The 9,597-nt window shown below is 60.5% G+C and carries 10 protein-coding genes and 1 pseudogene; 8 read left to right on the top strand and 3 right to left on the bottom strand.

Annotated features, from left to right (window positions below; genetic code table 11):
- A partial coding sequence (locus XM50_RS20425; RefSeq protein ID WP_046408007.1) for a hypothetical protein occupies positions 1-219 on the top strand: 219 nt, incomplete at its 5' end.
- Positions 220-450: 231 nt separating this feature from the next.
- Here the strand turns inward: XM50_RS20425 and XM50_RS05425 are convergent.
- Complete coding sequence (locus XM50_RS05425) at positions 451-732, bottom strand: hypothetical protein (RefSeq protein ID WP_046408005.1); 282 nt, start codon at positions 730-732, stop codon at positions 451-453.
- Between the two features lie 136 nt (positions 733-868).
- Positions 869-2,440, bottom strand: coding sequence for a hypothetical protein (locus XM50_RS05420; protein ID WP_046408004.1), 1,572 nt, complete (start codon positions 2,438-2,440; stop codon positions 869-871).
- A gap of 654 nt (positions 2,441-3,094) precedes the next feature.
- On the opposite strand from XM50_RS05420, the gene XM50_RS05415 reads away from it, so the two are divergent.
- The gene (locus XM50_RS05415; protein WP_046408002.1) at positions 3,095-3,805 is read left to right on the top strand and encodes a hypothetical protein; all 711 of its coding nucleotides are present in this window, start codon (positions 3,095-3,097) and stop codon (positions 3,803-3,805) included.
- A 103-nt stretch (positions 3,806-3,908) separates the two neighbouring features.
- Here XM50_RS05415 and XM50_RS05410 read toward each other — a convergent pair whose 3' ends face one another.
- Positions 3,909-4,325, bottom strand: coding sequence for a D-Ala-D-Ala carboxypeptidase family metallohydrolase (locus XM50_RS05410; protein WP_046408000.1), 417 nt, complete (start codon positions 4,323-4,325; stop codon positions 3,909-3,911).
- 129 nt (positions 4,326-4,454) lie between these two features.
- Here XM50_RS05410 and XM50_RS05405 point away from each other — a divergent pair, with 129 nt between their 5' ends.
- The 6 genes and pseudogenes from XM50_RS05405 to XM50_RS20420 all read left to right on the top strand — a co-directional run bounded on the left by XM50_RS05405 (position 4,455) and on the right by XM50_RS20420 (position 9,509).
- Positions 4,455-5,201, top strand: a complete 747-nt coding sequence (locus XM50_RS05405; RefSeq protein WP_046407999.1) for a hypothetical protein — start codon at positions 4,455-4,457, stop codon at positions 5,199-5,201.
- 105 nt (positions 5,202-5,306) lie between these two features.
- On the top strand, positions 5,307-5,495 hold the full coding sequence (locus tag XM50_RS05400) for a DUF6771 family protein (protein WP_046407997.1): 189 nt from the start codon (positions 5,307-5,309) through the stop codon (positions 5,493-5,495).
- Between the two features lie 334 nt (positions 5,496-5,829).
- Positions 5,830-6,021: pseudogene (locus XM50_RS19970) on the top strand (3TM-type holin); the annotation flags it as partial.
- A 132-nt stretch (positions 6,022-6,153) separates the two neighbouring features.
- Complete coding sequence (hslV, locus tag XM50_RS05390) at positions 6,154-6,699, top strand: ATP-dependent protease subunit HslV (protein WP_082102736.1); 546 nt, start codon at positions 6,154-6,156, stop codon at positions 6,697-6,699.
- A gap of 99 nt (positions 6,700-6,798) precedes the next feature.
- Positions 6,799-8,220, top strand: coding sequence for an amidohydrolase (locus XM50_RS05385; protein ID WP_046407994.1), 1,422 nt, complete (start codon positions 6,799-6,801; stop codon positions 8,218-8,220).
- On the top strand, positions 8,217-9,509 hold the full coding sequence (locus XM50_RS20420; RefSeq protein ID WP_046407993.1) for an amidohydrolase family protein: 1,293 nt from the start codon (positions 8,217-8,219) through the stop codon (positions 9,507-9,509). Before XM50_RS05385 ends, XM50_RS20420 begins: the two co-directional genes overlap by 4 nt.
- The last annotated feature ends 88 nt before the right edge of the window (positions 9,510-9,597 follow it).

Genomic DNA, 9,597 nt, shown 5'->3' with positions numbered 1-9,597 from the left:
GAGGCCGTTGAAAAGACGGTCAACGGGCACGAGAACCGCTTTCAGCAACTTGAGGGCGCAACTAAGGGAGGTGGCATCGTCCACAAGTTGTGGACAGCGGCGCTGGGAGCGGGTGCGATGTTGCTGGCTGTGATGGGTTGGCAGATCAGCGTGGAACCCAAAGCACAGGCCAAGGTCAGCACAACGGTGGAGCAAACGACCACCCTTCCAACGAAGTGACCTAATCGCTAGGGCCACCTGCATGGCTAAACGACGTCCAGTGAACAAGGGGCAAGACCTCGATCGTCCGCTACGCGGCTTGCCGCGCCAGGGCACCATGAACGTCAGCGTCAAGCTCGACAAAGACGAGCTGAGCCAGATCGACGCCTTCATAGCATCGTCTGGCCCTCCCTATGTGTCTCGTCCTGAAGCGATCCGTCGCCTCATCCAATCGTCACTCAGAGTGACTGATTAACTAGCCAGCAGCTTAGCGAGGAAGTCGCGCTTGAGTACAGCGTTTTGCCTCTCTTCGTCGCTGTCCATGCCGCCCCAGCGTAGCTTGAACATGGCCGCGCCGCCCTTACCGGGTATGTTCACAATATACTGCCAGCCCGCAAAGCCGTCCTGATCTTCAATCGTGCAACCGTGTTCATCGCACCAAGCACGGAACTCGGGCAGTAGATCATCGCTGATACGAAACCACGCGAATGCGTAGTCCTCGCTATATGGCCGCAGGTCGAATGTGATGTTCATTGTGTTTTCAATCCTCGTTGTACCACAACATCGTACAACCGTGCGGATCGGTAGTCATTATTGCTGGGCTATGCTGCGTCACTACCAAAGGTGAGCTTGAATAGAAGGCAGAGATAGTCGAAGCCTACAAAGGTGATCACGCGACACCTGTCTTCTTGATTGCGTACATACGAGCAAATGTCTCAGCCTTCTTCATGCGTTCGTGATGCTCGGCCTGCTCGCGGGCGGCATCATCAATGGCGCGCTTGTACGAAGCCTCTGCCCACTCCCGAACCTCGTCGCAGTCCAGACGCATGTAATCGCGCAAGCCCCACTCAGCATAAACATCGTCAAGCACGCGATCGGGCAGCTTCTCGCGAACAATGAACGCGTCGTGGATACGAGCAACCGGCTCAATGCCGTAACGCTTCATCACACCCACAGCGATGTCCATGATGAACGTCTCGTAGTGCTGATACATATAGGCCAGCTTGCCAGCGCGAGTGACACGCCCGTTCACCTCGTTCGAAGCGCGGATCGCCTCCACCATTTCATCGAAGCCGTCGAGGGTTTCGGCGTGAGTAAGGATCGTGTCTTCAATCTCAATCTGCTCTGCCGCGAACGCCTTCACCCAAGCGTCCTGCTCGAACGTGACGCGCACCGCTGGTGACTTCAGGATATCGGCAAGCGCGGTGCCCTCTAGACCGTTCTTGCCCATCCAAGTGCGACCCTGCATTCGTGCGCCAAAGCCGATTGCAGTCAGGGCATCCTTGATCGCCTTGACCTTGCTGTCCCACGGCAGGTTCACGCCTTCGAAGCAGTGCTTCGCAAGCCGGTTCCTGATCTGGTTCTTTTCCGCGAGATACTGGCGTGTGTAAGTGCCATCGAGCGAACCGACGAGCGCGTTATCACCACCCTTTGCAACACCGTAGAGGTACAGCTTCGTAGCGAAGACCGCCGCGTTCATATCGTACTGATAATGGTGGCCGATTACCGCAGAGCGCACCTGCTTGGACACATTCTGGATATTCAGCCCCTTGTAATAGGTGCGACCAAACGCGCTCGGGCTTTCAATCATCGGCAGAATAGCCGCGCCGAACTTCTTCTCGGTGACGATCCCGACCTTCTGTATCAGCTGGGCCTGCCACAAGTTGCTGTTCAGCTTTGAGCGGAGCTTCGTTGCCTCTGCCGGCGCCTTTTCCAGCTCGTATTGCGTACAGCCGATGAACCGAGCCAAATTGTCCATGTCGATGTGGACAGCAGCGGTCGCAGCATTCTCGTCAGCAGCCGTGAACAGCTGGTCATAAACCTCTTGCGGGGACTTCTCAGCCAAAAGCATTTCAAGCATTCTCTCGTTCACGACCTTCACCCTTGTGTTCTTTTCATTATAGTTTGTTTTCGAGTTTAGATTGCTGCCCAGCTTCACCACCACCATAAAGGGGTATATCTCTTTGAACGCGTTCCAAATGCTGTAGCGGACCTTGTTATAGTTGAACGTACCGCACGCATTGAATAGCTTCTCAAAGCTGACGTTGGTTTCGCCGTCTGACGTGAATGCAAGGCGGATTACGAAAACTCGGAAAACCGCGCTCACGTAGGTTGCGAAATACTTCTCAGCCCTTTCCCGCTTCATATCGGGGAACTTGTCGAGAAAGGCTTGGGGCACCTCAATCGTGCCAAGCTCCCTATTGAGTTTTTGCTGTCTCTTGATTGTGATCGGATCGTACATCGTTAAACCTCGGAATAGAAAAACCCGCTGAGAGCGGGCTTGCATTGCTCTCAGCGGGTCTTGGCTTTTCTATTCTGAAGTGAATAGGACTCCGCTGTCGAAGTGGACAGCGTTGCAAGCCCTGCTTCACTTCGTATCGTATTTATCGCAAAAAGCGTTTATCTTGCTCAAACAGTAGCAAAACGAGCGTTTTGCGTCATTATTCAAAATCACAGTGCGCTAAACTCGATAAAAAGCCAGAGTTACAGTGCTATAATAGAGGAGAGAGGGAAAGATGGAACGACACCTGGACGAGCACGACGCCGGGTTGGGTTGGGTTCCTCTTGTGTCGCAATGCCTGCCCCTGATCCGCTCGCGTTAACCGCTCATTGACGGTCGGCCGGATATCGCCAGCCCGTTGGGTTTAGGCTCAGCCGCTCTTTGAAGACGTCATGCTTGTATCTGCCTTCGCGGGATCATCAGTCGTTCACTCCAAGTGACCGGCAATGTCTGGGATCATCGATCCTTTGCAGTCCAGCGCAGCGGTTGGTCTGAGACCTACGGGCCGTGCCCGAGGCCGACGAGGCTTGTCCTCACCATACGCTGAAGGTCGGGAGTTGTGTCAGTAATGGCACTCTAAGCTGCCCGCCATTCTGCAAGGAAAGGCAAGCGTAAATGGCAAATCAGGAATTCAATCAGGAAGTTCAGGCAATCATCGACGCCGCGGAGAAGTTCAACGACGACTTCAAGGCACTGTTGGTTGCCGAACAGGAGAACGTAAAGCGGGCTGCAAGCGAGCGAGACGCACAAGCGTACAAGTTCGCAGCCGGTCTGCTGGATCTCGCTTTGTTGCTTGATCCCGAAACGGTCACTACCCCGCTTGTGGAGTTCTACCGGAAGCGTGGGCAGCGGGTCGCAAAGGAAGGTGACAATCCGTACGCGCCGTTCGTCAAGGCCGTTTGCGCGGTTAAGGAGGACGGCAAGTGGAAGTTCAACCCCAAGCAGGCGTCTTTTGCCAAGTACGCGAATATCGTTCGCCAGTTGGTCGAGGACAAGCGCGCGGGGCGGATTAGCGGGAGCGTCGTTGCTCACATCGAAAGCTACAAGTGGAACGGGCGCTCCAAGCTGGGCGCTCTGGAAGCTCGCGATCGTTTTGAGCGACCGAATGCATCTTCGGTAAAGCGTGTTGAGGATGCGCGCGAGAAGGGTCGCAAGGCTCGTCCCGTTGCGATTCTCGATACGGACCTTGGGTGCGACGATGACGACGTTGTATTTCTGTGGGGTGTCGTGAAGGACGGCAAGCTGGAAGTGATGAAGAGCCAAGTCAGCAATGACGACGCTCCGAGTCTCTACTATCAGCTTGGCAAGGAACTGAGCGCAGCCTGAATTAGAGCAAAAAGCCCCAGTAGGAGTAATCCCGCTGGGGCTTTTCTGTGTCTTGACTGCTTGAGCGAGCAGCCCCCGTGAATGTCCTCAAAGGACAGATTATTTACGACCTCAAGCCAGCGAAGTACTTGCCGTTTCGCATGGTGAGAACCTGACCCCTCATACGGGGATCGAAGCTGATATGGGTCCATGTCCCTTCTTCGATTAGCTGGTCGAACTTGATGCCTGCTTTGACGAGCGCACGGCAGATTTCCAGCGGCGTCATTCCCGATACACGGAAGTCCACGGCATAGCCCTGACAATGCGCGCTGGTTGGCACACCACCGACGCGACGGTTCACCGCTGCGCTTCGATAGGCACTGTTGACGAGAATGGGTTTCCCCAGCGCAGCGCGGACTTTCTCCATGCCGGCGGCAGCGACCTTCAAGTTCGCGAGGTGCGCGGGGGTTGGCTGATTGTTGAGACCCGTCGAAGTGACGGTCATCTCATTCAGGGTGAAGTGCGGAGATAGATTGGTCATCTCGTAGTTAGCGTGAGATGGGGAACCCGTTTTGACGTGTTTTGATGCTATATGAAGCAGGTTTTCCGGCCCTTCGATTAAATATCACGACAGCAACAACGCTGTTGTATTATTGACACGGAGAAGAACATGGAAACCATCACGCTTACGCGCTTTGAGAAGAGCACCCGCGCATTCACTGCCATCGACAGCTACAAGGCATGTCTCTGCAACGAGAATGACAACTGCCACCCGATCGGCACTTATATGGATGGCCTGATTAGGCAGCTTCGCAACCACGCAGACGAACCAACGGGCTGGTCATTCGCTGAGTGGCGCAAGGGTACGAACATCGCATCCAACCTGATCGGCGCAAACGCGATCATGCTCGAATATGCCCGCACGCGCGATGATGCGGAGATCGTCACCCGATTGCACGACAAGGCCAAGGAACTCGGCTGGTCGTTCTTCCTCATCGAGACAGAGACGAAAAGCGGCAACACCATCACGGTCGTTTGGCCCATGACGAGCACGATCAATCAGGCGCAGTATGCTCGCCTAGCTTCCATCCTCGCTGAAGAAATGGACGAGTACGGCATGGAGCATGGCTGTCTCGCGGCTACCCATATCGTTCAGGTCCATCGCTCTTCGCTCTGCGTTGTGGTGGCCGGCAAGACGCTGAACCCCGAAGCCGAAATCAAGCGCACTGCGAACCTGTACCAGCGCCTAAATGCCCGAAAGTACGAAGGCACTCGCCCGGTGACGAAGATCACGCAGGCAGACGATGCGCCGCTGGCAATCGAAGACGGTATTTTTGTTTGGTTTGAGACGAAGGAAGAGAAAGCCCAACGTGAAGCCCTTGAGGTGATGGCGCGATTCGGCTTCGCCCCCAACTGACACGACCGCAGCGTCGGGCAACCGGCGCTGTTGCCATGAGTGGCTGATGCAACCGATTGCCAATCGTTCTTGTTCTGTTCTAATCGGGCGAACGGAGGAATCGTTATGGCGTACATCACCCCTGAGCTGATCGGCGAACTGATCGCAGAGGCACCCGCATGGGCAAAAGTGGCCCTCACCATGCCCAATGAGAACTTGCGCGCCGATGGATGCGCGACACTGGCCCAGCATGTCTATGACGCGCTGTATCAGCCCGTGAATACCGACACGAACCAACTGGCACTGCCGCTTTGATGTGTCGGCCAACCACAAGACTGAAACCCTCAGCGATATGGCGAGGGTGGCCCGCAATCTGGAAGTGCGATGCCAGTGCGGGCATCGGAGCGTCGTTGATGGTGAGAACTTCGCGCGATGGATGTTCATAAACAGGTTCGACACGCGGGTTCACATGCTCAGGGATCGCTTCCGCTGCTCTAACTGCGGCTCGCGCCCGATCGGCATACGCCCAGCCTCGAATGCTCCGACTGCCCCCAACTGCTGGCCCAAAGACGAAGCCGCTTGGAAGCGCGCTGTAGCCAAACTACGCGGATAGAGCATAAAAACAGCGACTTAGCTGTGGTGTATAACCCTGCACTACTTGCTGCTCTGGTCGATCCCGATGGGGATCATCGCCGCCGTCAGCCCGTCGACCGCACGGGTCATCGCCAGCGGCATGAACGCCTATCTCTCCGGCATTCCGGAGCCGCTCTACGCGCTCTTCGCCACCGGCTATCTCGGCTACACCGTCGCGCGCGAATGGGGGAAGGCAAAGGCGCGGTGACCTCTTCTCTCCCTCCTGTGCGCAAGGTTCGGGAAGTTTGGCCCCCGCAAAACCCTGCCGTGCCGGCGTCCGGGGGTCTGTTCCACGCCCCCCATCCACCCTACATCGCGCGCCATGAGTGAACAAAGCAGCATGCCCGTCTGGCACGGCACCACGATCCTGTCGGTGCGTCGCGGCGGGAAAGTGGTCGTCGCGGGCGACGGCCAGGTATCGATGGGCCAGACGGTGATGAAGCCGAACGCGCGCAAGGTCCGCACGCTCGGCCCCGAGGGCAAGGTGATCGGCGGCTTCGCGGGCGCGACCGCCGACGCCTTCACCCTGTTCGAACGGCTCGAGGCGAAGCTCGAACGCCATCAGGGCCATCTGATGCGCGCCGCGGTGGAGCTGGCCAAGGACTGGCGCACCGACAAATATCTGCGCAACCTGGAGGCGATGATGATCGTCGCCGACAAGGACGTGACGCTGATCCTGACCGGCAACGGCGACGTGCTGGAACCGGAGGCGGGCATTGCGGCGATCGGCTCGGGCGGCAATTTCGCACTCGCCGCCGCCCGCGCATTGGTCGATTATGAAAAGGACGCCGAGACGATCTGCCGCAAGGCGATGGCGATCGCGGCGGAGGTCTGCGTCTACACCAACGATCGCCTCGTCGTGGAAACGCTCGACAGCGCGACCTGACGGGCCGCGCCGGCTGATTGCGACGGATTGCGGCGGATTGTTCCGGGGCGGCGGCTAAGCGCTTGTCTTCCGCCCCGCGTCCGTCCAATCACGGCGTCCATGACCCTCCGCACCCTTACCGCCGGGCGCTTGCTCGCGACCGGCGTCGCCGCGCTGTCGCTCGTCGCCTGCTCGCAGGGCGATGCCCGCCCCAAGACCGCCTCGTCCAAGGCGCCGGCCAAGCCCTATTCGCGCGATCCCTACCCCTCCACCTACCGCGCCTATCCGGGCGTGCCGACGGTGGTGCGCAACGTCACGATCTACGATGGCGAGGGCGGCCGGATCGACAATGGCCAGGTGCTCTTCGCCGATGGAAAGATCGTCGCGGTGGGCGCCAGCGTGAATGCGCCGGCGGATGCACAGGTGATCGACGGCACCGGCAAGTGGGTGACCCCCGGGATCATCGACATTCACAGCCACCTCGGCGACTATCCGACCCCCAGCGTCCAGGCGCACAGCGACGGTAACGAGGCGACCAGCCCGATCACCGCCGATGTCTGGGCCGAACACAGCGTCTGGCCGCAGGACCCGGGCTTCAGCCGCGCGCTGGCCAACGGCGGCGTCACCACGCTGCAGATCCTGCCCGGCTCGGCGAACCTCATGGGCGGTCGCTCGGTCACGCTCAAGAACGTCTATTCGCGCACCATGCAGGGCATGAAATTCCCCGGCGCGCCCTACGGCCTGAAGATGGCCTGCGGCGAAAACCCGAAGCGCGTCTACGGCTCGAAGAACCGCCAGCCCTCCACCCGCATGGGCAATATCGCGGTCGACCGCGCGACCTGGGCCAAGGCGCAGGATTATCGCCGCAAGTGGGACAAGTATGAGGCCGACGGCGGTGAGCCCCCCGCGCGCGATATCGCGATGGACACGCTGCGCGGCGTGCTGGCGGGCGAGATCCTGATCCAGAACCACTGCTACCGCGCCGACGAAATGGCGATCGTCGAGGATATGGCGAAGGAGTTCGGCTACAAGGTCACCGCCTTCCACCACGCGGTCGAGGCGTACAAGATCGCTGACCTCTTGAAGGCGAACGGCACCTGCGCCGCGGTCTGGGCCGATTGGTACGGCTTCAAGATGGAAAGCTATGACGGGATCGGCGAAAACCTCGCCATCCTCGAAAATGCCGGCGCCTGCGCGATGATCCACTCGGATGACGAAAACGGCATTCAGCGGCTGAACCAGGAAGTCGCGAAGGTGCTCGCCAGCGGTCGCCGCGTCGGCATCAACATCGCGCCGGAAGTGGCGTGGAAGTGGCTGTCGCTCGGCCCCGCAAAGGCGATGGGCATCGCCGACCAGACCGGCAGCCTCGTCCCCGGCAAGATGGCCGATGTCGTGCTGTGGAATGGCGATCCGTACAGCGTCTATACCCGCCCGGAAAAGGTGTGGATCGACGGCGCGCTCCTTTATGATGCCAATGATCCCAAGCGTCGCCCGGTAAGCGACTTCGAGCTTGGCCAGCCCGGTTCGGGAGACGTCAAGTGAAGCGCGCTTTCCTCCTCCTCGCCACGATGCTGGCGAGCCCGGTCGCGGCGCAGACCGTGGCGATCACCAATGCGACGATCGCCGTCGGTGATGGCAGCGCACCGGTCGAAAACGGCACGGTCGTGTTCCAGAACGGCCGCATCGTCGCCGCGGGCAGCGGCGTGGCCGTGCCTGCCGGCGCACAGGTGATCGACGGCAGCGGCAAATGGGTCGCGCCGGGCTTCATCGCCGGCTTCAGCGATCTCGGCATCAGCGATGCCGGCGGCGTGCGCGAAAGCAATGACACGGGCGCACGCACCGCACCGTTCAACGCCGCGATCGATGTCTCCACCTCGATCAACCCGGCCGAGGTGAAGATCGCCAACGAGCGATTGGGCGGCGTCACCCGCGCACTGGTCGCGCCGGAGGCATCCAACTCGATCTTCGCCGGCCAGGGCGCGGTGATCGATCTCGGCAATGATCCCAATGCCGTCACCCGCCCGCGCGCCTTCCAGTTCGTCGAGCTTGGCGAAGCCGGCGGGCGTCTCGCCGGCGGCAGCCGCCCGGCAGCCTATGCTGCGCTGCGCGATGCGCTGGCGCAGGCGGAGGACTATCGCCGCAACCCCGCCGCCTTCGGTGGCCGCGAAAAGGATTCGATGGTCAAGCGCGGCGACGCGCAGGCGCTGCTGCGCGTGCTCGACGGCAGCGTGCCGCTCGTCGTCCATGTCGAACGTGCGAGCGACATCCTGACGGTGCTGGCACTCCCGCGTGAGTATCCCAAGCTGAAGCTGGTGCTGACCGGCGTCACCGAGGGGTGGATGGTCGCGCGTGAGATCGCCGCCGCCCGCGTCCCCGTCATCGCCGCCGCGCTCGCCGATCTGCCGGCGCAGTTCGAATCGCTCGGCGCGACCGAATCCAACGTCGGCCGCATGCGCGCCGCCGGCGTCCAGGTCGCGCTCGCTTCGACCGGCAACAATGGCGGAGAGCATAACCTGCGCCAGTACGCCGGCAATCTCGTCGCCATCACCCGCGTGCCCGGCCACACCGGCCTGACCTGGGGCGAGGCGCTCGCCGCGATCACCTCCGGCCCGGCGGCCGCGCTCGGCATGGACAATGAACTCGGCTCGCTGCGCGCCGGCCGCCGCGCCGACGTCGTGCTGTGGGACGGCGACCCGCTGGAGATTGCCTCCGCGCCGACCGCAGTGTGGATCGACGGCCAGCCCCAGCCGATGCGCTCGCGCCAGTCGCAGCTGCGCGATCGCTATCTGGTGCCGACCGAAGGCGCATTGCCCAAGGCCTATGAGCGCTGAGCAGCAGGTGAGCGGCGGTGGCTGACATGATCGTGGCCCCGCCCGCGCGCGCGGCGGGCGCCCCCACACGCGAAGCGGGCATGCCCGC

The sequence above is a fragment of the Sphingomonas sp. Ag1 genome (assembly GCF_000980895.1).
GTDB lineage: Bacteria > Pseudomonadota > Alphaproteobacteria > Sphingomonadales > Sphingomonadaceae > Sphingomonas > Sphingomonas panaciterrae.
The sequence above is the reverse complement of the archived record's forward strand: the minus strand, read 5'-3'. Positions and strand labels throughout refer to the sequence as shown.